At 70.2% G+C, this 25,957-nt stretch carries 22 protein-coding genes and 2 tRNA genes; 7 read left to right on the top strand and 17 right to left on the bottom strand.

Features of this window, described 5'->3' with window-relative positions:
• Nucleotides 1-81: 81 nt before the first annotated feature.
• The 5 genes from QM634_RS09165 to QM634_RS09145 all read right to left on the bottom strand — a co-directional run bounded on the left by QM634_RS09165 (nt 82) and on the right by QM634_RS09145 (nt 3,530).
• A tRNA-Glu gene (locus QM634_RS09165) sits at nt 82-154 on the bottom strand.
• 63 nt (nt 155-217) lie between these two features.
• Nucleotides 218-289: transfer RNA gene (locus QM634_RS09160), tRNA-Gln, on the bottom strand.
• 99 nt (nt 290-388) lie between these two features.
• On the bottom strand, nt 389-1,864 hold the full coding sequence (gltX, locus tag QM634_RS09155; protein ID WP_415042473.1) for a glutamate--tRNA ligase: 1,476 nt from the start codon (nt 1,862-1,864) through the stop codon (nt 389-391).
• 35 nt (nt 1,865-1,899) lie between these two features.
• Nucleotides 1,900-2,748, bottom strand: coding sequence for an alpha/beta fold hydrolase (locus QM634_RS09150; RefSeq protein ID WP_415042472.1), 849 nt, complete (start codon nt 2,746-2,748; stop codon nt 1,900-1,902).
• The gene (locus QM634_RS09145) at nt 2,745-3,530 is read right to left on the bottom strand and encodes a fumarylacetoacetate hydrolase family protein (RefSeq protein ID WP_415042471.1); all 786 of its coding nucleotides are present in this window, start codon (nt 3,528-3,530) and stop codon (nt 2,745-2,747) included. The genes QM634_RS09150 and QM634_RS09145 overlap by 4 nt, the downstream gene beginning before the upstream one ends.
• A 99-nt stretch (nt 3,531-3,629) precedes the next feature.
• Between QM634_RS09145 and QM634_RS09140 the strand changes: the two genes are divergently transcribed.
• Nucleotides 3,630-4,832 (top strand): MFS transporter, encoded by a 1,203-nt coding sequence (locus tag QM634_RS09140; protein WP_415042470.1) that lies wholly within the window; start codon nt 3,630-3,632, stop codon nt 4,830-4,832.
• Here the strand turns inward: QM634_RS09140 and QM634_RS09135 are convergent.
• Both QM634_RS09135 and serA read right to left on the bottom strand, forming a co-directional pair.
• Nucleotides 4,829-5,839 (bottom strand): 3-isopropylmalate dehydrogenase, encoded by a 1,011-nt coding sequence (locus tag QM634_RS09135; RefSeq protein WP_415042469.1) that lies wholly within the window; start codon nt 5,837-5,839, stop codon nt 4,829-4,831. The genes QM634_RS09140 and QM634_RS09135 overlap by 4 nt on opposite strands.
• Nucleotides 5,836-7,431, bottom strand: a complete 1,596-nt coding sequence (gene serA / locus QM634_RS09130) for a phosphoglycerate dehydrogenase (protein ID WP_415042468.1) — start codon at nt 7,429-7,431, stop codon at nt 5,836-5,838. The genes QM634_RS09135 and serA overlap by 4 nt, the downstream gene beginning before the upstream one ends.
• A 279-nt stretch (nt 7,432-7,710) precedes the next feature.
• Here serA and QM634_RS09125 point away from each other — a divergent pair, with 279 nt between their 5' ends.
• Complete coding sequence (locus tag QM634_RS09125; RefSeq protein ID WP_415042467.1) at nt 7,711-8,370, top strand: serine protease; 660 nt, start codon at nt 7,711-7,713, stop codon at nt 8,368-8,370.
• Between the two features lie 69 nt (nt 8,371-8,439).
• Here the strand turns inward: QM634_RS09125 and ilvC are convergent, their stop codons facing one another.
• The 3 genes from ilvC to QM634_RS09110 form a co-directional block, all read right to left on the bottom strand.
• Nucleotides 8,440-9,453, bottom strand: coding sequence for a ketol-acid reductoisomerase (gene ilvC, locus QM634_RS09120; RefSeq protein WP_415042466.1), 1,014 nt, complete (start codon nt 9,451-9,453; stop codon nt 8,440-8,442).
• 75 nt (nt 9,454-9,528) lie between these two features.
• Nucleotides 9,529-10,032, bottom strand: coding sequence for an acetolactate synthase small subunit (ilvN, locus tag QM634_RS09115; protein ID WP_415042465.1), 504 nt, complete (start codon nt 10,030-10,032; stop codon nt 9,529-9,531).
• Nucleotides 10,029-11,975, bottom strand: coding sequence for an acetolactate synthase large subunit (locus QM634_RS09110; protein WP_415042464.1), 1,947 nt, complete (start codon nt 11,973-11,975; stop codon nt 10,029-10,031). The genes ilvN and QM634_RS09110 overlap by 4 nt, the downstream gene beginning before the upstream one ends.
• A gap of 269 nt (nt 11,976-12,244) precedes the next feature.
• Between QM634_RS09110 and QM634_RS09105 the strand changes: the two genes are divergently transcribed.
• Both QM634_RS09105 and ilvD read left to right on the top strand, forming a co-directional pair.
• Entirely contained in the window at nt 12,245-12,688 is a 444-nt protein-coding gene (locus QM634_RS09105) for a PH domain-containing protein (protein WP_415042463.1), read from the top strand.
• 90 nt (nt 12,689-12,778) lie between these two features.
• Nucleotides 12,779-14,623 carry a dihydroxy-acid dehydratase gene (ilvD, locus tag QM634_RS09100; RefSeq protein ID WP_415042462.1) on the top strand — a complete coding sequence of 615 codons (1,845 nt, stop codon included), beginning with the start codon at nt 12,779-12,781 and terminating at the stop codon, nt 14,621-14,623.
• 2 nt (nt 14,624-14,625) lie between these two features.
• Here ilvD and QM634_RS09095 read toward each other — a convergent pair whose 3' ends face one another.
• Complete coding sequence (locus tag QM634_RS09095; RefSeq protein ID WP_415042461.1) at nt 14,626-15,876, bottom strand: DoxX family membrane protein; 1,251 nt, start codon at nt 15,874-15,876, stop codon at nt 14,626-14,628.
• Between the two features lie 130 nt (nt 15,877-16,006).
• On the opposite strand from QM634_RS09095, the gene QM634_RS09090 reads away from it, so the two are divergent.
• A complete protein-coding gene (locus QM634_RS09090) occupies nt 16,007-17,194 on the top strand; it encodes a PQQ-dependent sugar dehydrogenase (protein WP_415042460.1) in 1,188 nt (395 codons plus the stop codon).
• Nucleotides 17,195-17,228: 34 nt separating this feature from the next.
• On the opposite strand, the gene gatB is transcribed toward QM634_RS09090, so the two are convergent.
• Genes gatB through gatC form a run of 4 tightly spaced genes read right to left on the bottom strand, consistent with a single transcriptional unit; the run spans nt 17,229 to nt 21,672 of the window.
• Nucleotides 17,229-18,731 (bottom strand): Asp-tRNA(Asn)/Glu-tRNA(Gln) amidotransferase subunit GatB, encoded by a 1,503-nt coding sequence (gene gatB / locus QM634_RS09085; protein ID WP_415042459.1) that lies wholly within the window; start codon nt 18,729-18,731, stop codon nt 17,229-17,231.
• 50 nt (nt 18,732-18,781) lie between these two features.
• Entirely contained in the window at nt 18,782-19,816 is a 1,035-nt protein-coding gene (locus tag QM634_RS09080) for an ATP-dependent 6-phosphofructokinase (RefSeq protein ID WP_415042458.1), read from the bottom strand.
• Between the two features lie 60 nt (nt 19,817-19,876).
• Nucleotides 19,877-21,373, bottom strand: coding sequence for an Asp-tRNA(Asn)/Glu-tRNA(Gln) amidotransferase subunit GatA (gene gatA, locus QM634_RS09075; RefSeq protein WP_415042457.1), 1,497 nt, complete (start codon nt 21,371-21,373; stop codon nt 19,877-19,879).
• Nucleotides 21,373-21,672, bottom strand: a complete 300-nt coding sequence (gene gatC / locus QM634_RS09070; protein WP_415042456.1) for an Asp-tRNA(Asn)/Glu-tRNA(Gln) amidotransferase subunit GatC — start codon at nt 21,670-21,672, stop codon at nt 21,373-21,375. Before gatC ends, gatA begins: the two co-directional genes overlap by 1 nt.
• Nucleotides 21,673-21,759: 87 nt before the next feature.
• On the opposite strand from gatC, the gene QM634_RS09065 reads away from it, so the two are divergent.
• Entirely contained in the window at nt 21,760-22,434 is a 675-nt protein-coding gene (locus tag QM634_RS09065; protein WP_415042455.1) for an amino acid-binding protein, read from the top strand.
• Here QM634_RS09065 and ligA read toward each other — a convergent pair.
• Nucleotides 22,431-24,473, bottom strand: coding sequence for an NAD-dependent DNA ligase LigA (ligA, locus tag QM634_RS09060; RefSeq protein WP_415042454.1), 2,043 nt, complete (start codon nt 24,471-24,473; stop codon nt 22,431-22,433). The two genes, QM634_RS09065 and ligA, sit on opposite strands and share 4 nt — an antisense overlap.
• A gap of 53 nt (nt 24,474-24,526) precedes the next feature.
• Between ligA and QM634_RS09055 the strand changes: the two genes are divergently transcribed.
• On the top strand, nt 24,527-24,928 hold the full coding sequence (locus tag QM634_RS09055; protein WP_415042453.1) for an MmcQ/YjbR family DNA-binding protein: 402 nt from the start codon (nt 24,527-24,529) through the stop codon (nt 24,926-24,928).
• Between the two features lie 48 nt (nt 24,929-24,976).
• On the opposite strand, the gene QM634_RS09050 is transcribed toward QM634_RS09055, so the two are convergent.
• The coding region (locus QM634_RS09050; RefSeq protein ID WP_415042452.1) for a vitamin-B12 independent methionine synthase at nt 24,977-25,957 on the bottom strand (981 nt) is incomplete at its 5' end.

The raw sequence follows: 25,957 nt of genomic DNA, 5'->3' as shown, positions 1-25,957 counted from the left end.
GCCCCCGTCTCCGACGACTGACCACTCGACCAAAAGCAAAGGAGCGCCCCCACCGAATCGGTGGCGGCGCTCCTCGCGTTGTACCCCCTACGGGATTTGAACCCGCGTTACCGCCTTGAGAGGGCGGCGTCCTAGGCCGCTAGACGAAGGGGGCCAGAACAACTTCTCGGTCCTCATCCGGTCCCGCCGGGCGGGATCGGTCAGACCGTGAAGTCCGCTGGGGTACCAGGACTCGAACCTAGAATGGCGGTACCAGAAACCGCTGTGTTGCCAATTACACCATACCCCAATGGGTTCCCCTTCTCCGCGCGCGAACGCCCGGCGAAAGGACCGACAAGTAGGTTAGCAGGACGTCGGGCCGATAGCACAAACGCGCAGGCCAACGGGGTTATTCCGCAAGGTTGGCCCGGGCCTGGCGCAGCCGGGCGAGCGACTTCTCGGCGCCCAGGAGCTCCATCGACTCGTACAGCGGCGGGCTGACCGCCGCCCCCGTCACCGCGACCCGCACCGGACCGAAGGCCTTGCGCGGCTTGAGCTCGAGCCCGTCGACCAAAGCGGTCTTGAGCGCCTCCTCGATCGAGGCGGTGTCCCAGGGCTCCAGCCCCTCCAGCGCCGTGATCGCCGCGTCCAGCACAGGCGCGGCGTCGGGCCCGAGGTTCTTGGCCGCCGACTTCTCGTCGATGGTGAAATCGGCGTCGTCGACGTAGTAGAACTTGATCAGGTCCCACGCGTCACCGAGGACCTGGATGCGCGTCTGGATCAACTCGGCCAGCGCCGTGAACGCGGGGTCGCCCGCGGGCGGGGCGGCCAGGTGTCCCTGTGCCACCAGATAGTCGCCGAGTCGGCTCGCGAAATCGGCCGGCTCGAGCATCCGGATGTGTTCGGCGTTGATCGCCTCGGCCTTCTTCTCGTCGAAGCGCGCCGGGTTCGAGTTCACGTCGCCGATGTCGAAGGCCTCGACCATCTGGTCGAGCGTGAAGACGTCGGTGTCGCCGCTGTAGCCCCAGCCCAGCAGGGCGAGGTAGTTGAGCAGCCCCTCCGGCAAGAAGCCGCGGTCGCGGTGGTGGAACAGACTCGACTGCGGATCGCGCTTGGAGAGCTTGCGGTTGCCCTCACCCATCACGAACGGAAGGTGGCCGAAGCGCGGCACACCGTCGGCGACGCCGATCCGCTGCAGTGCCCGGTAGAGCGCGATCTGCCGCGGCGTCGAGGACAGCAGGTCCTCACCGCGCAGCACGTGGGTGATCTTCATCGACGCGTCGTCGACGGGGTTCACCAGGGTGTAGAGCGGGTCGCCGTTGGCCCGGGTGAGCGCGAAGTCGGGCACGGTGCCCGCCTTGATGGTCGTCTCGCCGCGGACCAGGTCGTCCCAGGTGATGTCCTCGTCGGGCATCCGCAGCCGCACCACCGGGTTGCGACCCTCGGCCCGGTGGGCCGCGCGCTGCTCGTCGGTCAGATCACGGTCGAAGTTGTCGTAGCCCAGCTTCGGGTCGCGCCCGGCCGCCTTGTGTCGCGCTTCCACCTCCTCGGGGGTCGAGAAGGCCTCGTAGGCCTCCCCCGCCTCGAGAAGCTTGGCGACGACGTCGCGGTGCAGGTCGCGGCGCTCGGACTGCCGGTACGGCCCGTACGGACCGCCCACCTCGGGGCCCTCGTCCCAGTTCAGGCCCAGCCAGCGCAACGCGTCCAGCAGGGCCGCGTAGCTCTCCTCGCTGTCGCGGGCCGCGTCGGTGTCCTCGATGCGGAAGACGAAGTCCCCGCCGTTGTGCTTGGCGTAGGCGTAGTTGAAGAGCGCGGTGCGCACCAGGCCGACGTGCGGGGTGCCGGTGGGCGACGGACAGAAACGGACGCGGACATCGCTGGTCATGGCGTCAACCGTAGCGAATGCGCGCGGTCGCCCGATCACGCAGTGGCGCCGCCGCGGCCGAGGAAGTCCAGCAGGAGTTCGTTGACCCGCTCGGGCTGCTCCAGATAGCCGAAGTGGCCCGCCTTCTCGACCACCGCGTACTGCGCGCAGGGGATGGCGTCGGCGACCTCGCGGGCCAGGAACTCCGGCAGCGTGCGGTCGTCGGCGAATCCGACGACGAGCGCCGGGACGGTGATGCCGCGGTAGGCCTCGAGGCGGTTCAGCTCCCCTTCGTGCACACCCATCTGGGCGCGCACGCCCGGGGTCACCGTTTGCGGGGAGAACGTGATGATGTCGAGCCAGTCGCGCGCCGAGCGGTCGTCGGCGAGCGAGTGCGGCGAGAGGTTCAGGTGCGCGGTGACCGCCGCCGAGTACTCCGGCGGCAGCTCGATGCCCCGGTCGTAGAGCGCCCGCTCCCCCGCGCCGAAGGCGGCCACCAGCGGCGTGGAGCGGCCATAGGTGGCGAGCATCGTCGCCGACAGCAGCAGGTCGGGCCGCGCGAGCGCCAGCTCCTGTGTGACGCGTGCGCCGAGCGAGGTGCCGACGACGTGGGCCCGCCCCAGGCCCAGGTGCTCGATGAGCGCGGCGGTATCGGCGACCATGTCGTCGATGGTGAAGCCCTCGGGGCACTCCGAGGACGGTGCGATCCCGCGGTTGTCGAAGGTGATCACGCGGTAGCCGGCACGGACCAGCGCCGGGGCCTGGTTGGCCTTCCACACCCGTCCGGGACTACCGGTGCCCATGATCATCACGACCGGTTCACCGGCGCCGCCGGTGTCCTCGTAGGACAGGGTGATGCCGTTGACGGACGCCGTGGCCGGCGCCGATCGCTGGGGTCGGGTCATTTGTCGACGACGGGATTGGCGAGAGTGCCGAGCCCCTCGACGGTCACCGCGACCCGGTCGCCGGCCACCATCGGCCCGACGCCCTCGGGGGTACCGGTCAAGATCACGTCGCCGGGGAGCAGGGTCATCACCCGCGAGACCCACTCGACGATGTCCCCGACGCCATGCAGCATCAGGGAGGTCCGCGACTGCTGCTTGACGGTGGTCTGCCCGTCGGCGGTGGTCAATTCGGTTCGAATCACGGCGTCGGCCGGGTCGAAGTCGGTGTCGATCCACGGTCCCAGCGGGCAAAAGGTGTCGTACCCCTTGGCCCGCGTCCACTGGCCGTCGACCGTCTGCTGGTCGCGGGCGGTGACGTCGTTGGCGACGGTGTAGCCGAGGATCGCCTCGCGTGCCGACGATGCGGACACGTCCTTGCAGGGACGCCCGATGACAACGGCGAGCTCGCCCTCGTAGTCGACCCGCTCCGACGACGGCGGCCGCACAATCGGAACCTCCGGACCGATGATCGACGTGTTGGGCTTGAGGAAGATCACCGGGTCCGCGGGAGCTTCACCACCCATCTCGGCGGCGTGGGCCGCATAGTTCTTGCCGACGCAGATGACCTTGGTCGCCAGGATCGGCGCGAGGACCCGGACATCGGCCAGCGGCCAGCTGCGGCCGGTGAACGTCGGGGTGCCGAAAGGGTGCTCGGCGATCTCGCGCGCGGTTTCGCTGCCCGCGTCACCCTCGATGGCCGCGAACGCCACGCCGTCGCGGGTGGCCACTCGTCCTAAACGCATGGCGTCCAGCCTATCCCAACCGCCGGGAATCGGATTCGCCGGGCAGGACCGCCGGGTTCTAAGATATGAAACCAACAGTCCCACTCTATGAGAGCAGCCATGGCGACACCCACCGCTCCCACGATCACCCCGGCCCGACGCTGGGCGATCCTGGCCGTCTCGTTGCTGGCTGCGATGGCCACCGCGTGCCTGGTCAGCGGGGTGGCCTTCCTGATCCCGCGCCTGCACACCGACGGGATGAGCCTGTCGACCGCCTCGCTCCTGGCCTCGGCGCCGATGGTCGGCATGGTGGTCACGACCGTCCTCTGGGGCTGGGCGCTGGACCGCGTCGGCGAGCGCCGCATCCTGCTGCTGTCCCTCTCCCTCACGGTGGCGGCCACGGCGGGCACCACCGCCGCCGTCGCGGCCGGCGCACCGCCGTGGGTCGTCTGGGTAGGCCTGTTCGTCGGCGGTGCCGTCGCGGCGGCCACGAACGGCGCCGGCGGGCGCATCGTCGTCGGCTGGTTCCCGCCCGCCCTGCGCGGCACCGCGATGGGCATCAGGCAGATGGCCCAGCCACTGGGCGTCGGCGTCACCGGGCTCACCGTCCCGGTCCTGGCCGCGCGGTACGGCGCCACCGCGGGTTTCGCCGTCTTCGCCGCCGTCGCGGTCGTGGCACTGGCCGCGACCGCCTGGTGGATCATCGATCCGCCCCGCCCGGCGCCCGCGAGCGGCGCACCGGAGGACCACAACCCCTATCGCCGGAGTCGCTATCTGGTCCGCGTGCACGCGGTCAGCATCCTGCTCGTGATTCCGCAGATGGCGCTGTGGACGTTCGTGCCGGCATGGCTGATGATCGCGCGCCACTGGGCGCCGTTCCACGCCGGTCTCGTCGTGACGGTGACCCAGATCCTCTCCGCGCTGGGCCGGATCGTCGCGGGTCGCTGGTCGGACGCCTGGGGCTCACGCATGCGCCCCATCCGCGTGATCGCCGCGGCGGCGGCGCTGCTGATGGCCGCGCTGGCCGCCACCGATGCGATCGGCAGCCCGGTGGCCGTGTTGGTGATGGTCGGCGCCTCGATCGTCGTCGTCGCCGACAACGGGCTGGCCTACACCGCCATCGCCGAGTACGCCGGCCCCCGTTGGAGCGGACGCGGCCTGGCCATCCAGAACACCGGCCAGTACCTCATCAGTGCGGCGGCGGTCCCGGCGGTGGCCGGCGTCATCGAGCACCACGGCTACGCCTGGGCCTACGCACTGTGCGCGGTTCCGCCGCTGCTCGCGCTGGGCCTCGTGCCGCGCGATCCGCGTAGAGGGGCCTAGACGCGGGCCAGGATCCGGTCCCCGACCTCGACGGTGCGAACCGGACCGTCACCGCGCTCGGCGACGTCGGCGGCGACGGCCTGCTCCACCCGCACCGCGTCGTCGTCGCGGCCCAGGTGGCGCAGCAGCAGCGCCGCGGACAGGATCGCCGCGGTCGGATCGGCCTTGCCCTGGCCGGCGATGTCGGGGGCGCTGCCGTGCACCGGCTCGAACATCGACGGGTTGGTGCCGGTCGCGTCAATGTTGCCCGACGCGGCCAGGCCGATGCCGCCGGAGACGGCGGCCGCCAGGTCGGTGACGATGTCGCCGAACAGGTTGTCGGTCACGATCACGTCGAAGCGGCCCGGATCGGTGGCCAGGTAGATCATCGCCGCATCGACGTGGCAGTAGTCGGTCGCGACGTCGGGGAACTCGGTGCCGACCTCGTCGACGGTGCGCTGCCACATCGAGCCGGCGAAGGTCAGCACGTTCGTCTTGTGGACCAGCGTCAGCTTCTTGCGCCGCTCCTGGGCCCGCGCGAATGCGAAGCGCACCACGCGCTCGATGCCGAAGCGGGTGTTGAGGCTCACCTCGGTGGCGACCTCGTGCGGCGTGCCGACGCGGATCGCGCCACCGTTGCCGGTGTACGGCCCCTCGGTCCCCTCGCGGACGACGACGAAGTCGATCTGCGGGTCCCCGGCCAGCGGGGAGGCCACGCCGTCCAGCAACTTCGACGGGCGCAGGTTGACGTGGTGGTCCATCGCGAACCTCAGCTTGAGCAGGAAGCCCCGCTCGAGGACGCCCGACGGCACGCTCGGGTCGCCGATCGCGCCGAGGAGGATCGCGTCGTGCTCGCGCAGCGACGCCAGGTCCTCGTCGGTGAGCAGCTCGCCGGTGGCGTGGTAGCGCCGTGCGCCGAAATCGAACTCGGTGGTGGTCAGATCGGGGTCGAGCTTGTCCAGCACGCGCAGCGCCTGGGCGACGACCTCGGGCCCGATCCCGTCGCCGGGGATGACTGCGAGCTTCACGACAGGTCCACCTGCTTGACCAGCCCGGCGTCGACGGAGGCGCCGATCTTCTCGACGAGCGCGTCGTCGAGCTCCTTGTCGACGCGCAGCAGCACCGTCGCACCCTCGCCCTCGGCGTCCTGCGACAGACCGGCGGCCTGGATGTCGATGCCCTCGGCGCCCAGCGCGGTGGCGATCTTGCCGAGCGAACCGGGCTTGTCCGCATAGCTGAGGACGAGGTTCTGGCCTTCCGCGCGCAGGTCGAAGTTGCGGCCGTTGATGTTGACGATCTTCTCCACCTCGCGCGGACCCGACAGGGTGCCGGAGACGTTGTGCGACGTGCCGTCCGGGAACACGGCCTTCACGTCGACGACGCTGCGGTGGTTGGGGCTCTCGGTCGCGCGGGTGACCTCGCTGGTCACGCCGCGGGCCTGCGCGACGCTCGGCGCGTTGACGAAGGTGACCGGCTCGTCGGTGGTCGCCGAGAACACGCCGCGCAGCGCCGACAGGCCCAGCACGTCGACGTTCTTGGCGGCCAGTTCGCCGCGCACGTCCACGGTGACCGACGCGGGCACGTCCGAGCTGATCGCCCCGACCATGACGCCGAGCTTGCGGGACAGCTCCAGCCAGGGGGCGACCTCCTCGTCGACCGCACCGCCGGTGATGTTCACCGCGTCGGGGACGAAGTGGCCGGCCAGCGCCAGGCGCACGCTCTTGGCGACGTCGGTACCGGCGCGGTCCTGCGCCTCGGCGGTCGAGGCGCCCAGATGCGGGGTCACGACGACCTGATCGAGTTCGAACAGCGGCGAATCGGTGCAGGGCTCGGTGTTGAAGACGTCGAGGCCGGCGCCGCGCACGTGGCCGGAGGTGATCGCGTCCGCCAGCGCCTGCTCGTCGATCAGGCCACCGCGGGCGGCGTTGACGATGATGACGCCCTCACGGGTCTTGGCCAACTGCTCCTTGCCGATCAGCCCCGCCGTCTCGGGGGTCTTCGGCAGGTGCACGGTGATGAAGTCGGCACGCTCGAGCAGTTCGTCGAGGGTCACCAGTTCGATGCCCAGCTGGGCCGCCTTGGCCGCCGACACGTAGGGGTCGTAGGCGATGATCTTGGTCTCGAAGGCCGCCAGGCGCGCCGCGACCAGCTGCCCGATGCGGCCCAGGCCGACCACGCCGACGGTCTTGTCGAAGAGCTCGACGCCGGAGAACGACGAGCGCTTCCAGGTGTGCTCCTTGAGCGTCGCATCGGCGGCCGGGACCTGGCGGGCGGTCGACATCAGCAGCGCGATCGCATGCTCGGCGGCCGAGTGGATGTTGGACGTGGGGGCGTTGACCACCATGACACCGCGCTCGGTGGCGGCCGGCACGTCGACGTTGTCGAGGCCGACGCCGGCGCGGGCGACGATCTTCAGCTTCGGCGCGGCGGCCAGCACCTCGGCGTCGACGGTCGTGGCCGAGCGCACCAGCAGCGCGTCGGCATCGGTGACCGCGTCGAGCAGCTTCGGGCGGTCCGGGCCGTCGACCCACCGCACCTCCACGTCGTCGCCGAGAGCCTCGACGGTCGAGGGCGCCAATTTGTCGGCGATGAGGACGACTGGACGGCCAGCTGCGGTCACGTGTGTCTCCTGACGGGTTACGCATCGATGAGGGAGAACCGGCAGGTCGCGCCGGTACCCCGGCAAGTTTAGTGGCCGCGGGCCGAACACTTGCAGGCGCCCGGTCCCACACCGATAGGATGTGAGGGCGCACACACCCGCACGGGTGACTCTCGGGGAACTCCCCCGGTCCAGCTACTTCACAGTAAATCTGGGTAGTGTAGGTGTGTTCGTGCCTGGACTGGGGAGATCTGTCCGCCGGCCGGATGCCCTTCAAGGAACGACGAACTGGAGAATTTGATGACACGGAAGCTGACCGCACTCTTCGCGGTACTCGCCGCGCTCACCCTGGGTGGACTGGGTTTGAGCAGCGCGAACGCGGCTCCTGCAACCGCCATCGGCGGTGGCTCGCCGATCCTGATCTTCAAGGGCGGCAACTCCGCCGCCGCGTGCACGGTGACGGCCATCGGCCGGTCCGCCAACGGCGGCCGCCTCATCGGCCTGACCGCCGGCCACTGCGGCACCCCCGGTCAGCGCGTCTTCTCCGAGAAGTACCAGAACCGCGGCCAGATCGGCGTGATCACCTACTCGGCCCAGGATCTGGACATGGCCATCATCGAGTTCAACGGCTCGGTGGTCCCGGTCCGCACGGTCAAGGGCACGACCATCACGCGCATCGATCCCCGTCCGGTGCAGTTCCCGACCGTCATGTGCAAGCAGGGCCGCACCACCGGTCACACCTGTGGCGTCGTGTGGGCCTCGGACCGCAAGACCCACTTCTCGCAGATGTGCGTCATCGAGGGCGACTCGGGCGCCCCGGTCACCGTCGGCCGCCGCCTGGTCGCCATGGTGAACGCGTACTACTTCACCGCGTGCGTGGGACCGGAGACCGGTACCAACATCGGCCCGATCATGCAGCGCATCCGTGCGACGCAGTACGGCGGCTTCCGCCTGGCCTGATCGGCTCAACCACGAAGGAGCCCCGCACCGGATCGGTGCGGGGCTCCTTTCTTGCCGTGTGCGGTGAGACTAGGCGGTCTCGGTGATCGGCCGGTCGACCCAGCTCATCAGGTCGCGCAGCTTCTGGCCGGTGACCTCGATCGGGTGCTCGGCGTTCTGCTTGCGCAGCGCCTCGAGCTGCTTGTTGCCGCCCTCGACGTTGGCGACCAGCTGCTTGACGAAGGTGCCGTCCTGGATGTCGGACAGGATCTCCTTCATCCGCTTCTTGGTGTCCGCGTCGATGACGCGCGGTCCCGAGAGGTAGCCGCCGAACTCCGCGGTGTCCGACACCGAGTAGTTCATCCGCGCGATGCCGCCCTCGTACATGAGGTCGACGATCAGCTTCAGCTCGTGCAGGCACTCGAAGTAGGCCATCTCCGGCTCGTAGCCGGCCTCGACGAGGACCTCGAACCCGGTCTTGACCAGTTCCTCGGTGCCACCGCAGAGCACGGCCTGCTCGCCGAAGAGGTCGGTCTCGGTCTCTTCCTTGAAATCGGTCTTCAGCACGCCGGCACGGGTGCCGCCGATCGCCTTGGCGTAGCTCAGCGCGAGCGCCTGGCCGTCGCCGGACGGATCCTGGTGGACCGCGATGAGCGCCGGGACGCCCTTGCCGTCGACGAACTGGCGGCGGACCAGGTGGCCCGGGCCCTTCGGTGCGACCATGCCGACGGTGACGTTCGCCGGCGGCTTGATGAGGCCGAAGTGGATGTTGAGGCCGTGGCCGAAGAACAGCGCGTCACCGGCGTTGAGGTTCGGCTCGATGTCCTCGGTGAAGATCTTCGCCTGGCTGGTGTCCGGGGCGAGCAGCATGATCACGTCGGCCCATTCGGCGGCCTTGGCCGGGGTGAGGACCTTGAGACCCTGCTCCTCCGCCTTGGCGCGCGACTTCGATCCCTCGCGCAGGCCGATCACGACGTCGACGCCGGAGTCGCGCAGCGACAGCGAGTGCGCGTGGCCCTGGCTGCCGTAGCCGATCACGGCGACCTTCTTGCCCTGGATGATCGACAGATCTGCGTCGTCGTCGTAGAACTTCTCGACTGCCACAGTGGTTCCCTTCAGATGTGGTGGTCGGCGGCGCCGACCGGTTGGTTGTTTTCGATTGTCTCAGGTGGCCGTCGGCTACCGGTTGGTGGACATGCTTCGCGGGCCGCGGCCGAGCGTGACCGCACCCGACTGGGCGATCTCGCGGATGCCGTACGGGTCGAGCATCCGCAGGAGCGCCTCGAGTTTCTCGCTGGTGCCGGTCGCCTCGACCGTCACCGACTCCTGGGCCACGTCGATGATGTGCGCGCGGAACAGGTTGACGATCTCGAGGACCTCGCCGCGCTGCGCCGCATCGGCGCGCACCTTGATCATGACCAGCTCGCGGCTGACCGAGTGCGCCGGGTCCTGCTCGACGATCTTGATCACGTTGACCAGCTTGTTGAGCTGCTTGGTCACCTGCTCGAGGGGGAAGTCCTCCACCTCGACCATGATCGTCATGCGGGACATGCCCTTGATCTCGGTGGGGCCGACCGCCAGCGAGGCGATGTTGTACCCGCGGCGCGAGAACAGTCCCGAGACGCGGGCCAGGACGCCGGGGCGGTCCTCGACCAGCACCGAAAGCGTGTGCGTCGTCGTCACTTGGAGTCCTCCATCTCGCGCTCGCCGGCCTTCTCCTCCTGGGCCATGGCCTCGTGGATGACCGCCGGCTCGGACACGCCCTCGTCGTCGTCGAAGAGCGGCCGGATGTCGCGGGCCGCCATGATCTCGTCGTTGCCGGTGCCCGCGGCGACCATCGGCCACACCTGGGCGTCGGCGCCGACGATGAAGTCGATCAGGACCGGACGGTCGTTGATCTCGCGCGCCTTGGCGATCACCTCGGCGACCTCCTCCTCCTTTTCGACGCGGAACGCGATGCAGCCGAGGGCCTCGGCGAGCTTCACGAAATCCGGGATCCGGCGCGAGTGCGTGGCCAGGTCGGTGTTGGAGTAGCGCTCCTCGTAGAACAGCGTCTGCCACTGACGGACCATGCCCAGGTTGCCGTTGTTGATCAGCGCGACCTTGATGGGGACGCCCTCGATCGCGCAGGTGGCCAGCTCCTGGTTGGTCATCTGGAAGCAGCCGTCGCCGTCGATCGCCCAGACCTCCTGGTCGGGGTCGGCCATCTTGGCGCCCATCGCCGCCGGGATCGAGTAGCCCATGGTGCCCAGGCCGCCCGAGTTCAGCCAGGTGCGCGGCTTCTCGTAGGAGACGAACTGCGCGGCCCACATCTGGTGCTGGCCGACGCCGGCGACGTACACCGCGTCGGGGCCGGCGGCCTTGCCCAGCTCCTCGATGACGAACTCCGGCGACAGCGAGCCGTCGGACTGCTTGTCGTAGCTCAGCGGGAACGTCTCGCTCAGCCCGTCCAGGTAACGCCACCAGGCGCGCATGTCCGGCAGCTCGGCGCCGGTCGCGAGCTCGGCGCGCAGCGCCTCGATCAGCTCGGTGATGACCGCCTGGCAGTCGCCGACGATAGGCACGTCCGCGTGGCGGTTCTTGCCGATCTCGGCCGGGTCGATGTCGGCGTGGATGACCTTGGCGTCGGGTGCGAACGAGTCCAGCTGCCCGGTGACGCGGTCGTCGAAACGGGCGCCCAGGGTGATCAGCAGGTCGCTGCGCTGCAGGCCGGCGACCGCCGAGACCTTGCCGTGCATGCCGGGCATGCCGATGTGCTGGCGGTGGCCGTCGGGGAAGGCGCCGCGGGCCATCAGCGTGGTCACGACGGGGATGCCGGTCAGTTCGGCCAGCTCCATCAGCTGCGGAGCGGCGTTCGCCTTGATGACGCCGCCACCGACGTACAGCACCGGGGATGTGGACGCCAGGATCATGCGGGCCGCCTCGCGGACCTGCTTGCCGTGCGGTTTGGTGACCGGACGGTAGCCGGGCAGGTCCATCTGCGGCGGCCACGAGAAGGTGGTCTGCGCCTGCAGGATGTCCTTGGGGATGTCGACCAGGACCGCGCCGGGACGGCCGCTCTCGGCCAGGTAGAAGGCCTCGGCCATCACCTTCGGGATGTCGGCGGCATTGCTGACCAGGAAGTTGTGCTTGGTGATCGGCATGGTGATGCCGGAGATATCGGCCTCCTGGAAGCCGTCGGTGCCGATCAGCGACCGGGCGACCTGGCCGGTGATCGCGACGACCGGGACCGAGTCCATCTGCGCGTCGGCCAGCGGGGTGACCAGGTTCGTCGCCCCCGGGCCCGACGTCGCCATCATGACGCCGGCACGGCCGGCGACCTGGGCGTAGCCGGTCGCGGCGTGACCCGCGCCCTGCTCGTGGCGGACCAGGACGTGGCGGACCTTCTGCGAGTCCAGCAGCGGGTCGTAGGCGGGCAGGATGGCCCCACCTGGAATGCCGAACACGACGTCGACACCGAGCTCCTCGAGCGAGCGGACGACCGACTGGGCGCCGCTGACCCGCTCGGGGGCCACCGTCCTCGAGTGGGAGGTTCGCAACGTGCCGCCGGCCGGGGACTTGGTGCGCAACGTGTCAAACGTCTGCGCGGAGTCCGAACCGGACGCGTCTGCTTTCGGAGCGCTCACGAGCGTGGTTCCTTCTTTGCTGGTTATCGGGCTTGGGGCATTAAAAAACCCTCGACAGCTTCCGCTGTGCGAGGGGCGCGTCGATCTTGACGAGGGTCTACGAAGTGACCGGTCAGGCGACGCGCCGACCGAGTACTACGAGAATCCCGTTGTTCATCACGACGACAACCCTAGGTCCGCGCGACGTGCCCAGTCAAACCGCGTGTCGCAGACCACTGCGGTGACCGACCGCAAAATCGGGCGCGCCGCGCTGGTGACACAATGGGGGCGTGGCCGACCCCGACTCCCCCCAGACCGCCGACACCGCCGCCGACGAGCCATTGGTGATCCGGCTCTCCCGAGTCGCCTACCTGTCGCTGATCGCCGTCCTGATCATCGTCGTGATGTTCGCCGGCGCGGCCTTCACCTACTTCTGGTGGATGCTGATCCTGCCCGTCCTGGTGGTGCTGTGGATCCGTCGCCTCAAGACCGTCGTCGACGACGAGGGCCTGACCGCGGTCCGCACGCTGCGCACCGACCGCGTCTCCTGGGACGACCTGGCGGGTCTGCAATTCCCCAAGTGGTCGGCCACCCGCGCGGTGAAGACCGACGGCGACCGGGTGCCCCTCCCCGCGGTCGGCTTCCAGGACGTGCCCGCCATCGCCGAACGCAGCGGCGGCCGCCTGCCCGACCCGTTCGCCGCCGAGCAGCAGGCCCGCGAAGCCCAGGACTGAGCAGCGCCGGGCCGCCCGGAAAAAGCGGTCGCCGCAGGCGCGTAAACTGGTTCGGTACCCCGATTTCCACCTGCAACCAGCGAGGACACCATGCCAGCCCTGCGGTCTCGCACCACCACCGTCGGCCGTGAGGCCGCCGGCGCCCGCTCCCTCTGGCGAGCGACGGGCATGACCGACGACGACTTCGGCAAGCCGATCGTCGCCATCGCCAACTCCTACACCCAGTTCGTGCCCGGCCACGTGCACCTCAAGAACGTCGGCGACATCGTCGCCGAGGCCGTGACCGCCGCGGGTGGCGTGCCGCGCGAGTTCAACACCATCGCCGTCGACGACGGCATCGCCATGGGCCACGGCGGCATGCTCTACTCGCTCCCCTCGCGCGAGATCATCGCCGACTCGGTCGAGTACATGGTCAACGCGCACACCGCCGACGCACTGGTCTGCATCTCCAACTGCGACAAGATCACGCCGGGCATGCTCAACGCCGCGATGCGCCTGAACATCCCCACCGTCTTCGTCTCCGGCGGTCCGATGGAGGCCGGCACCTCGGTCGTCATCAACGGGATCGTGCACCCGGGCACCGACCTGATCGACGCGATCTCCGCCTCGGCCGACAGCAACGTCGACGACAAGGAGCTGCTCGAGGTCGAGCGCTCGGCCTGCCCCACCTGCGGTTCGTGCTCGGGCATGTTCACCGCCAACTCGATGAACTGCCTGACCGAGGCGCTGGGCCTGTCGCTGCCGGGCAACGGTTCGACACTGGCCACCCAAGAGGCCCGCCGCCAGCTGTTCCTGAAGGCCGGCGAGCTGGTCGTCGACATCGCCAAGAAGTACTACGCCGACGACGACGAGTCGGTCCTGCCGCGCAACGTCGCCACGAAGGAGGCCTTCGAGAACGCGATGGCCCTCGACGTCGCGATGGGTGGATCGACCAACACGGTCCTGCACATCCTGGCGGCCGCGCAGGAGGGCGAGGTCGACTTCGACCTGCACGACATCGACGCCATCTCGCGCCGCGTGCCGTGCCTGGCGAAGGTCGCGCCGAACTCTCCGGACTACTACATGGAGCACGTCCACCGCGCCGGCGGCATCCCCGCCATCCTGGGTGAGCTGAACCGCGCCGGGCTGCTCAACACGAACGTCCACCCGGTCCACGCGCCCTCGCTCGAGGAGTACCTGGCCGACTGGGACATCCGCAGCGGCACCGCGACCGATCAGGCGATCGACCTGTTCCACGCGGCCCCCGGCGGCGTGCGCACCACCGAGCCCTTCTCCACCACCAACCGGTGGGAGTCGCTCGACACCGATGCGGCCGGCGGCTGCATCCGTGACAAGGAGCACGCCTACACCGTCGAGGGCGGCCTGTGTGTCCTGCACGGCAACCTCGCCGAGGACGGCGCGATCCTGAAGACCGCGGGCGTCGACGAGTCGCTGTGGCACTTCCAGGGCCCCGCGCGCGTCGTCGAGAGCCAAGAGGACGCCGTCCACGCGATCCTGTCCAAGGAGCTGCAGAAGGGCGAGGTCCTCGTCATCCGCTACGAGGGCCCGGCGGGCGGGCCGGGGATGCAGGAAATGCTGCACCCGACCGCCTTCATGAAGGGCACCGGCATGGGCAAGTTCTGCGGCCTGGTCACCGACGGGCGCTTCTCCGGCGGGTCGTCGGGCCTGGTGATCGGCCACGCTTCACCGGAGGCCGCGGCCGGCGGCATCATCGGTCTGGTCGAAGACGGCGACGAGATCCTGATCGACGTGCACAGCCGCGCCTTGAAGGTCCTGGTCGACGACGAGACGCTCGCCGAGCGCCGCGCGAAGATGGAGGCCTCCGAGCACCCGTGGCAGCCGAAGGACCGGCAGCGCACGGTCTCCAAGGCGCTGCGCGCCTACGCGAAGATGGCCTCCTCGGCCGACAAGGGCGCGGTCCGCATCGTCGACTAGCGTCAGCCGACGCGGTTGCCCGTCGACGCCAACGGGTTGGTGCCGTTGAAGGCCACCCAGACGAGCACGGCCAGCGCCACTCCCGCCACCAGCGCGAGCAGCGAGCCGATGCCGGGCCGTCGGGCCCAGCCGCGGTTGCCGTCGAGTGAATAGCGGCCGGGGCCGCACAGGATGAGCACGACGAGCATCACCCAGAGGGCCGCCTGGAAGGCGATGCCGCCCTGGTCGGCCTGATCGGCGAACAGGTGCACCCCGCCCGCCTTGGTGACGCCCCAGGCGAGGTCGAGCGAGGCGACGGCCAATCCGACCGCCGCGATGAGCGGCGCCAGGAATCCGGCGATCAGCACGACGCCGACGACCAGTTCGGCCACCGACCAGCCCATCGCCACGGCACCGGCCGAGGACTTGCTGAACCCGATCTCGGGCTTGGGGGTGTTCAACAGGTCGGTCTCGAAACCGTTCAGCGACGGCCCGCCCATCCAACCGAAGAGCTTGCGGCAGCCGTCGACGGCGAGATAGGCGCCGATCGCCAGGCGCAGGACCAACAGTCCGAGGTCGGTGGTGCCGCGGCGGCCCAATCGCTTGAGGTCGGCGACCTGGTCCTCGAGGTCGGTGATGCGCCGACTGCGCAGCGCCTCGTCGTGCTCCTCGTAGGGCTGTCCCACGGGCACCGGGGCCTTCACGGTCGCGGCGGGCTCGGGTTCGGTGTGGACCGCCGTCACCGCGGCGAGCGCACCGGTGTCGGGCTCGAGCATGTGCACCTCGGTGGGCGCGTCGTCGGCGGCCGGGTGCACCGCCTCGGTCGGCACGGTCTCGGGCAACGGCTCCTCCTCGGGTGCCACGTCGGGCAGCGGCGGGTGCTCGGCGGTGTCGACCGTCGGCACCTCCGCGGTATCGGTCTTGCGCCCCCACCGGTGTGAGCGCTTGGGCTTCTCGACGACCGGTTCGGGGTCCGGCGCCGGCGTCGTGTCGACCGGCGCGTCCACGGTCCCCGCCTCGACGGGTGCCGCGACGGGCTCGATCACGTCCGTGGCGGTCGGGTCGGCGGGGAACTGTGCGGCCGGCTCCGGAGTCGCGGCCTGCTCCTCGGGGGCCGGTCCACCGGCGCGGGACGGGAACTGGTCGAGGTCGTCGAGGCTGTCGACGCGGGCGAACCCGCTCGGCGGCGCCGGAATCCTCGACTGCTCGACCCGGTGCTTGTCCTCGCGCTCGGCGGCGTCATCCGATTCGTCACGGCGGCGGTGGGAACCCATCCCTCTACGCTATCGCGAATCCCGGGGGAACACCTCGCAGACGGGCCGCGCGGGCGGGGTCGCCCGATCGGCCGACGCCGACGGCGACGTCATCGGCGCCCGCGCGCGTCGAATCGCTAGTCTGGTTTGCATGCCCGCCGTTCCCGACGCCGTCGCCGCGCGCCCGCCGCGCCGCCCGCGCCGATTCCGCACCGCGCTCGCGGTCGGTGCCGTCGTCGCGGTGGCCTCGACCGCCGTGCTCAGCGGCTGCGCCGATTTCAGCAAGCAGGACAGTGAGCGCAAGGCCGGCCCGTTCTCGAAGTACAACGAGTCCTTCGAGGTCAAGCGGCCGCCGAAGACCCCGCCGCCACCGCCGGAAGGCCTGCCGACACCGCCCCCGGGGCCGTGCGTCGATCCCGACCCGAACGTGATCACCACCTGCCTGGCGTCGACCGCGGCGGTCACCCCCGGCGACGAGCGCGGCGACGTCACGGTCGTCGCCGAGCGCACCACCGGCAAGATCATCCAGGCCAAGCGCTTCTCCGAGCACAAGGTGCTCTGGACCGTCCCCGGTGTCGACGGTTCCGGGGACGGCGGCCTCATCGATTTCGCGCTGTCGCCGACCTACCGCCAGGACCACCTGATGTACGCGTACATCACCACTCCCAGCGACAACCGGATCGTGCGCATCGCCAAGGGCGACGTCCCCAAGCCGATCCTCACCGGCATCCCCAAGGGGGCCACCGGGAACCTCGGGTCGATGTTCTTCCGCTCGGCAAACGAGCTGGTCGTCGCCACCGGCGACGCCGGCAACCCGGCGGCCGCCGGCAACCCGGCCTCGCTCGGCGGCAAGGTCCTGCTGGTCACCGATTTCACCTCGGGCAAGAACCCGCCGCCGAAGATCCTCGCCTCCGGGCTCGGCGCCAATCCGGCGCTGTGCCCGTCGAACGACACGATCTTCGTCGCCGACGGTGCGAGCAACGCCGACCGCCTGTCCCAGGTGTCCAACAATGCGCTCAAGACGGTGTGGACGTGGCCGGACAAGCCTGGCCTGGGCGGCTGCGCGGTCACCGAGGGGACGATCGCCGTCTCGACGATCCGCACCCAGCAGATCCAGACGCTGCAGGCACCGACGCCGCAGAAGCCGACGATCGACAAGCCGGCCACCGTGCTCGACAAGCAGTACGGCGCGATCGGCCGGATGCGCCCGGTCGGCAACGGGCTGATCCAGTTCGCGACCGTCAACAAGCAGTACGGGCCCAAGGTCGTGTCGCAGGACGACCGCGTCGTCCGCTTCCTAGTGCCCTCCGCCGCCGGGGGTGGCGAGAGCAACATGTGACCGGCCTCCCGCCGAGACGGGGCGCCGCGTCCGCCTATTCGCAGGCGGCGATCACGAGTTCTTTGACCCGGGCGGGATCGGCCTGGCCGCGGGTCGCCTTCATCACGTCGCCGACGATCTTGCCGGCCGCCGCGACCTTGCCGCCGCGAATCTTCTCGACGATGTCCGGATTGGCCGCCAGCGCCTCGTCGACGGCGGTCTGCAGCGCCGAGTCGTCGCGCACGACCTCCAGGCCGCGCGCCGCCACGACCTCGTCGGGGTCGCCCTCGCCGTCGAGCACACCGACCACGACCTGCTGCGCAAGCTTGTTGGTCAGTTTGCCCTCGTCGACGAGTGCGATGACGCGCGCGACCTGGGCGGGGCTGATCGGCAGCTCGGCGAGTTCGACGCCGCGGCTGTTGGCCTGTTGCGCCAGGAACGACACCCACCAGCTGCGCGCGGCCTCCGGGGAGGCGCCCGCGTCGGCGGTGGCGATGATGAGGTCCACGGCGCCGACGTTCACCAGGTCGCGCATGACCTCGTCGGACACGCCCCACTCCTGCTGGATGCGGGCGCGCCGCACCCACGGCAGCTCGGGCAGCGTGCCGCGCAACTCCTCGATCCAGTCGGCGGCCGGGCTGACCGGCAGGAGGTCCGGCTCGGGGAAGTAGCGGTAGTCCTCGGCGGTCTCCTTGCGGCGACCGGCAGAGGTGGTGCCGTCGGTCTCCTGGAAGTGGCGGGTCTCCTGAACGACCTCGCCCCCGGAGCTCAGCACCGCACCTTGGCGGCACATCTCGTAGTGCACCGCGGTCTCGACGCTCTTGAGGGAGTTGACGTTCTTGGTCTCGGTGCGCGTGCCGAACTCGGCGGCCCCCTTGGGCATCAGGGAGACGTTGGCGTCGCAGCGCAGTGAACCCTGGTCCATCCGCACGTCCGAGACGCCGAGGGCCTTGAGCAGGTCGCGCAGCGCGGTCACGTAGGCACGGGCGACCTCGGGTGCGCGCTCGCCCGCCCCCTCGATCGGCCGGGTCACGATCTCCACCAGCGGCACGCCCGCGCGGTTGTAGTCGAGCAACGAGTGGCTGGCCCCGTGGATGCGACCGGTACCGCCGATGTGCAGCGACTTGCCGGTGTCCTCCTCCATGTGCGCACGCTCGATCTCCACGCGCCACGGGGTGCCGTCGGCGAGGACGACGTCCAGGTGGCCGTCGTAGGCGATCGGCTCGTCGTACTGGCTGATCTGGTAGTTCTTCGGCTGATCCGGGTAGAAGTAGTTCTTCCGCGCGAAGACGCTGGACGGCCGGATGGAGCAGTTCAACGCCAGGCCGATGCGGATGGCCGACTCGATCGCCGCCTCGTTGGCCACCGGCAGCGAGCCGGGCAGGCCGATGCACACCGGGCACACCTGCGTGTTCGGCTCGGCGCCGAAGGTCGTCGGGCAGCCGCAGAACATCTTGGTGGCGGTGCCCAGCTCGACGTGGACCTCCATGCCCAGCACGGGGTCGTAAGCGGCGATGACGTCGTCGAACTCCATCAGTTCGGTCGCAGGCGCAGTCATGCGTCCAATCCTATCTCCGGGCGGTGCCGGCCTTGTCTTCGGCGGACGGGTCAGCCGAAGGCCGCTCGGGCCTCGTTGTACAGGTCGAGCGGCACGTTCTTGGTGTGGCCCACGGCGTCCTCGAACGGCACCCGAACGATCTTGGTGCCGTGCAGGGCGAGCATCTGGCCCCAGCCGCCGTCGGCGATGAGTTCGGGCACCGCGAAGCCGAAGCGGGTGCCCAGCACACGGTCCCACGCGCTGGGCACGCCGCCGCGCTGGATGTGTCCGAGGACGGTCGCGCGCGTCTCGATGCCGGTCTTCTCCTCGATGAGCGGGGCGAGGATCTCACCGATGCCGCCCAGCCGCGGACGGTTGAACCCGTCCAGGCCCTTGTGCGAGTGCGCCTCGGTCATCTCCGGCAGCGTGAAGCCCTCGGCGACCACGACCATCGGCGAACGACCGCGGTCCCGGACGCTGGTGACCCAGGCGCAGACCTGCTCGAGCGACTCCGGCGCCTCGGGGATCAGGATGGCGTGCGCCCCGCCGGCCAACCCGGAGTATAGGGCGATCCAGCCGGCGTGGCGGCCCATCACCTCGAGAACCATGCAGCGCTTGTGGGAGTTGCCGGTGGTGCGCAGCCGGTCGACGGCCTCGGTGGAGATCTCCACGGCCGTGTTGAACCCGAACGTGTAATCGGTGGCGGCGAGGTCGTTGTCGATGGTCTTGGGCACGCCGACGGTGGGGATGCCGTCGGAGAACAATCGGGCCGAGGCGGCCATCGTGCCGTCGCCGCCGATGGAGATCACCCCGTCCACGCCGATGCGCTCAAGGGTCTTCTTGATGTTCTCCGGGCCGCCGTCGGGCTCGGTGTACGGCCCGAAGCGGCTGGTGCCCAGGATCGTGCCACCCTCCTTGGAGATGCCGCGGACGGTGTTGCGGTCCAGCGGGATCGTCTCGCCGTAGACCAACCCCCAGAACCCGTCCTTGAAGCCGACGTACTCGTAGTCGTTGTGCACGGACTCGGCGTCGATGACGATGGCGCGGATGACCGCGTTCAGGCCGGGGCAATCACCGCCGGAGGTCAGAATGCCGAAGCGGGCCATGCGCTGCTCCTCGTCGTCGAATGCGGGTGGACGGGCCGTCGTGTGGGCCCAATCTAACGGCTAGGAGACCGGCCCGCGCGCCGCCTCGTACGCGGCGCCGACGCGGTAGAGCCGGTCGTCGGCGAGCGCGGGCGCCATGATCTGGAGTCCGACGGGGAGCCCGTCGGACAGGCCCGAGGGCACCGACATCGCGGCGACGCCCGCCAGGTTCACCGGCAGCGTGCACAGGTCGAAGCGGTACATCGCCAGCGGGTCGTCGACCTTCTCCCCCAGCTTGAAGGCCGTGGTCGGGGTGACCGGGGAGACCAGCACGTCCACGTTCTCGAAGGCGGCGGCGAAGTCGCCGGCGATGAGCGTGCGGACCTTCTGCGCCTGCCCGTAATAGGCGTCGTAATAGCCCGCCGACAGCGCGTAGGTGCCGATCATGATGCGGCGCTTGACCTCGGGGCCGAAGCCGGCCTCACGGGTCAGCGACATCACCTCGTCGGCGCTGTGGTTGCCGTCGTCCCCGACGCGCAGGCCGTACCGCATGGCGTCGAAGCGAGCCAGGTTGCTGGACACCTCCGACGGCAGGATCAGGTAGTACGAGCCCAGCGCGTAGGTGAAGTGCGGGCAGCCGACCTCGACGATCTGTGCCCCACGGTCGGTCAGCGTCTTCACGGCCGACTCGAAGGAGGCGAGCACGCCCGGCTGATAGCCCTCGCCGGCCAACTCCTTGACGACGCCGATGCGCACACCCGACAGGTCGCCCTCGGCGCCGGTCCGGGCGGCGTCGACGAGGTTGCCGACGGGCGCGTCGATGGACGTCGAGTCGCGCGGGTCGTGACCGGCGATGACCTCGTGCAGCAGCGCGGTGTCGAGAACGGTGCGACCGCAGGGGCCGCCCTGGTCCAGCGACGAGGCACACGCGACCAGGCCGTACCGCGAGACGGTGCCGTAGGTCGGCTTCACGCCGACGGTGGCGGTCACCGCGGCGGGCTGACGGATCGATCCGCCGGTGTCGGTGCCGATGGCCAGCGGCGCCGCGTGCGACGCGAGGGCCGCCGCGCTGCCGCCGCCGGAACCGCCCGGGATGCGGTCGGTGTCCCACGGGTTGCGGGTCACCTGATAGGCCGAGTTCTCGGTGGAGCTGCCCATCGCGAACTCGTCCATGTTGGTCTTGCCCAGGATGGGCAGACCGGCGGCGCGCAACCGCTCGGTGACGGCCGCGTCGTACGGCGGCACCCACCCCTCGAGGATCTTCGAACCACACGTCGTCGGTGCGTCGACGGTGGTGAAGACGTCCTTGAGCGCGATCGGCACGCCGGTCAGCGGCGACGCCGCCTCCCCGGCCGCGATCGCCGCGTCGGCCTCCATCGCCGCGGCCAGCGCCTCGTCGGCGCCGACGTGCAGGAAGGCGCCGATGGTGTCGTCGACCTCGGCGATGCGGTCGAGGAAGGCACGGGTGACCTCGACCGAGGACAGCTCGCGCGCGGCGATCTGCTCGCCGAGGCGGGCGGCGGTCGCGCCGAGGATGTCGTCGTCGACGCTGGTGTAGCTGGTCTTCTCGGCGGCCACTACTGCTCCTCCCCCAGGATCTGCGGCACCGCGAAACGGTCCTGCTCGACGGCCGGCGCACCGGAGAGCGCCTGGTCGCGGGTCAGCCCGGGAACCACCGTGTCGGCGCGCAGCACGTTGTCCAGCTGTGCCGGGTGGGCGGTCGGCGGCACGTCGTCGGCGGCCACCTCGGAGATCGACGCGACGTGGCCGAGGATCTCATCGAGCTGGGTCGCGTAGTGGTCGAGCTCGTCGTCGGTCAACGCGAGTCGCGAGAGCCGCGCCAGGTGGGCGACCTCGTCGCGCGAGATGGCAGCCAATTCCTCGTCCTTTCCAGCCGGGGGCGTTGACACCAGCTTATTGGGCGGCGCCCGCGCCTTCAGCGCCGGGCGGGCACTGGTGGAACAATGGCTCGGGTGTCCTATCTGCTGCGCGTGTCCATCGACGATCGTCCGGGTAGCCTCGGCCAACTCGCGGTGGCACTGGGCGGCGTGGGCGCCGACATCATCTCGCTCGAGGTGATCGACCGCGGCGAGGGTTTCGCCGTCGACGACATCGTCGTCGACCTGCCCTTCGGTTCGCTGCCGGACACCCTCATCACCGCCGCGGCCAGCGCCGGTGCTCGGGTCGACTCGGTTCGCCCGTACGCCGGTGTCCTCGACACACATCGCGAACTCGAGCTCGTCGACCATGTCGCCACCGCTCGGGGCGACCGGCTGCAGACCCTCGTCGACGATGCGCCGGAGGTCCTGCGCGCCTCCTGGGCCACGGTCGTCTCGCGCACCGACTCGGGGGCGACGGTGACCGTCTGCGGCAGCCCCGGCGCACCGGAGACCCCGCTGGAGCGGGCCGACTGGCTGCCGCTGGCGGAAGCGGTGCCGATCGACCCGCACGACGCCGGCGTGCCGCAGACGTGGCGCGACTCCGACACCCGCCTGGTGGCGGCACCACTGGACGGCAGCGCGCATCGCGCACTTCTGCTCGGCCGGGTCGGCGGACCCGACTTCCGGCCCGCCGAGGTCGCCCGCCTGGGCTATCTGATCGGGATCATCGGCAGCATCGGGCAGCGCGACGAGGCCTAGGGCCGGCCGGTCTCCAACAACCGCTTGAAGGCGTCCTCGTCGAGGATCGGCACGCCGAGCTGCTCGGCCTTGTCCGCCTTGGAACCGGGTGACTCGCCGACCACCACGTAGTCGGTCTTCTTCGACACCGAGCCCGAGGCCTTCCCGCCGCGCACCAGGATCGCCTCCTTGGCGCCGTCCCGGGAGAAGTCGACCAGGGAACCGGTGACGACGATGGTCGTCCCCTCGAGCGTGCGCTCGACCGACTCGTCGCGCTCGTCGACCATGGACACCCCGGCGGCCCGCCACTTCTCGACGATGTCGCGGTGCCAGTCCACCGCGAACCAGTCGCGGATCGAGGTGGCCAGGGTCGGACCGACGCCGTCGGTGGCCGCCAGCTGCTCCTCGTCGGCCGCCTCGATCGCTTCGAGGGAGCCGAACTCGGTGGCCAGCGAACGCGCCGCCGTCGGGCCGACGTGACGGATCGAGAGGGCGACCAGCACGCGCCAGAGCGGCACGTGCTTGGCCTTGTCGAGGTTCTCCAGCAGCCGCTTGCCGTTGGCCGACAGTGCGCCGGCCTTGGTGACGAACAGGTCCGCCTTGGCCACATCGTCGGCGGTGAGGGAGAACAGGTCGCCCTCGTTGACGATGATGTGCGAGGTGAGCAGTGCAGTCGCCGCCTCGTAGCCGAGGGCCTCGATGTCGAAGGCCCCGCGCGAGGCCAGGTGGAAGAGCCGCTCGCGCAGTTGCGCCGGGCACGTCTGCGCGTTCGGGCAGCGGATGTCGACGTCGGAGTCCTTCTCCGGCCGCAGCGGGGCGCCGCACTCGGGACACTGCGTCGGCATTACAAAGGCGCGCTCGCTGCCGTCGCGCAGGTCCACCACCGGGCCGAGGACTTCGGGGATGACGTCGCCCGCCTTCCGGATGGTCACCGTGTCGCCGATCAGGACGCCCTTGCGGCGTACCTCGGACTCGTTGTGCAGCGTCGCCCGGGCCACCGTCGACCCGGCGACGAGGACCGGCTCCATGAACGCGTACGGCGTGACGCGACCGGTCCGGCCGACGCCCACGCGGATGTCGATGAGCTTGGTGGTGACCTCTTCGGGCGGGTACTTGTAGGCGATCGCCCAGCGCGGCGCGCGCGAGGTGTTGCCCAGGCGCCGCTGGACTGCGAAGTCGTCGACCTTGACGACGATGCCGTCGATTTCGTGCTCGACGTCGTGGCGGTGCTCGCCCCAGTAGGCGATGCGCTCGAGGACCTGCTGCGAGTCGTCGACCCGGGTCGTGTGGCTCGACACCGGCAACCCCCACTCCCCGAGCGCCAGGTAGGCGTCGTGCAGGCTCTCCGGTCGCCAGCCCCGGGTGAAGCCGACGCCGTGGCAGTACATCCCGAGGCGGCGTTGGGCGGTGATCGCCGGGTTCTTCTGCCGCAGCGATCCGGCGGCGCTGTTGCGCGGGTTCGCGAAGGGCGCCTTGCCGGCCTCGACGAGGCTGGCGTTGAGCGCCTCGAAGTCCGCCAGGCGGAAGAAGACCTCGCCGCGCACCTCCAGCACCTCGGGAACCGGATACGCCGCCGACGGGGTGAGCTCGTCGGGGATGTCGGCGATGGTCCGCGCGTTGAGGGTGACGTCCTCGCCGGTGCGTCCGTCGCCGCGGGTGGCCGCGCGCACGAGCTTGCCGTTCTCATAGACGAGGTTGAGCGCGACGCCGTCGATCTTGAGCTCGCAGAGGAACGGGACCTTGGCGCCGGCCGCGGCGTCGGTGCGCTCGACCCAGGCGCGCATCTCGTCGTCGTTGAAGACGTTGTCGAGCGACAGCATCCGTTCGAGGTGGTCCACGGCACCGAACTCGGTGGCGAAACCGCCGCCGACCAGCTTCGTCGGGGAGTCGGCGACGGCCAGCTCGGGGTGGGCCTCCTCGAGCGCCTGGAGCGTGCGGAAGAGCTCGTCGAACTCGGCGTCGGAGACGATCGGGGCGTCCCGGACGTAGTAGCGGAACTGATGGTCGCGGACCTGCTCGGCCAGATCGTTCCATTCGCGCTGCACGTCGCCGTTGTCCACGATATGCAGCGTAGTGCAGGGGTCCGACCCGCCGGCGGCGCAGAATGGGGTGCGTGCCGCACCCGATCATGTTCAGCGACGACGACCCCGTCCTGGCGCGCGTGCGCGAGATCGCGCTCGCCTTTCCCACCGTCACCGAGAAGGTCGCCCACGGCCGCCCGACCTTCCGCTGCCCCAAGATGTTCGGGATGTACGGCGGCCACGAGAAGCGCATCGACAAGGCCACGCCGGGCCGCAGTTTCGACCAGGCGCTGCTGGTCGTCGCCGACCCCTCCGAACGGGAGGCCCTCCTGTCCGACGAGCGCTTCTTCCTGCCCGCCTACATGGGCGCCTACGGCTGGGTCGGGTTGATCCTCGACGACGACACCGACTGGGCCGAGGTCGGCGAGCTGCTCGACGCATCCTTCCGAGAGGTCGCGCCGAAGCGCACCATCGCCGAACTCGACGCCCGGTAGGGCACGCTCGGCGAAAATCTGGGCACGCTCGGCGAAAGGCGCGGGCCGTCAGTCGACGTGGCGGAACTGTTCGGCGACGCGGGTGCAGAGCCCGAGCGCCCGTCCCGCCCAGTCCCCCGCCTCGGCCAGCCCACCGGTGGGCGCGACGGCCACCTGCTCGGTCAGCACGGCGCGCGGCAGGCCGATCCGATCGACGAGCCCCACCACCCCGGCGGCCAGCTCGTCGACGGACACCGGTGCGGCGGGCTCACTCGCCGGGACGACTCCCGCGATGAGCCCCCCACCGCCGTCGAGGAAATCGCCGAGCATGTCGTACTCGTCGATCGCGACACGAGTGAGGTCGAACGACGCCGCACAACCGGGCAACGTCGCCACCAGGTCCCACCGCCGCAGCGCGCCGGTGTGCAGGACCACCGGCCGGCCGATCCGCTCGGTGATCTCGGTCAGCACCGCAGCGACGTCGGCGACCGGGATCGGCGGGTTGACGTCGAGCCGGGTCAACGGCGTGATCTGACCGTCGATGACACGGCCGACCAGCGGCTCATCGAGCTGCACGACGATCTCGCCGCCCAGACGTCGGGCCAGGTCGTCGGCGCGCAGCGCCACGCCTTCGGCCAGCGACGCGGCCACGTCGCGCCACGCGCCGGCGTCGTGCACGAGTTTGTGTCCGCCGGGCAGTTCGGCGACCGCCGCGAAACTGAACGGCCCCAACACGGACAGCTTCACCGGCGATGACGACCCGCTGCGTTCGACGACCTCCTCGACCGCGTCGAGGTCCGAGCGCAGGTAGCCGTCGGCGCGACTCATCAGCCGCGTCGGCCCGGAGGCCAGGCGGTAGTCGCCGCCGATGACGTCGACGGGGATGTCGACCAACAGCGCGGCGGTCCGCCCCACCGGGTCGGCACCGAGCCCGCGGGCAGGGAGCTCGGGGACGAAGGGCAGCGCCACCTCGTCGAAGGCGGTGCGGGCGGCGACCAGCGGGTCGGCGCCGGGCATCGGGCCGACGCCGGTGCCCAGGCCGCCGAGCAG

It is taken from the genome of Gordonia sp. (in: high G+C Gram-positive bacteria) (assembly GCF_047606305.1).
In the GTDB taxonomy this organism is placed as follows: domain Bacteria; phylum Actinomycetota; class Actinomycetes; order Mycobacteriales; family Mycobacteriaceae; genus Gordonia.
This window is presented reverse-complemented; position numbering and strand designations above follow the sequence as displayed.